Source organism: Pseudomonas juntendi, from assembly GCF_009932375.1.
GTDB lineage: Bacteria > Pseudomonadota > Gammaproteobacteria > Pseudomonadales > Pseudomonadaceae > Aquipseudomonas > Aquipseudomonas juntendi.
This window is the reverse complement of the sequence record NZ_BLJG01000585.1, coordinates 1-226: the sequence shown is the minus strand read 5'-3', so window position 1 is coordinate 226 and position 226 is coordinate 1. Positions and strand designations below refer to the sequence as shown.

Sequence of the window (226 nt, the reverse complement as noted above, 5' to 3'; positions counted from 1 at the left end):
ACCGCGCATCACCACCGCCAGGACGTGCGGGTCCCGGGACAACGGTCCCAGGTGGTGGCGCAGGCTACGGACCATGTCCAGGGTAAGGGCATTGAGGCCGGCGATACGCTGCATGAGACCTTTTTCGTCGAGGAGTATGCCCTCGACCTGGCCATCCACCGTTACCGCAAACCGGTGCTGGTGCTGATGGACGGCTTCACCCTCGGCGGTGGCATGGGCCTGGCTC

1 protein-coding gene is annotated in these 226 nt (G+C 65.5%); it reads left to right on the top strand.

Going from position 1 to position 226, the window contains the following annotated elements; all coding sequences use genetic code 11:
* On the top strand, positions 1–226 hold a 226-nt coding region (locus tag GYA94_RS28445; protein WP_255327019.1), incomplete at both ends, for an enoyl-CoA hydratase/isomerase family protein.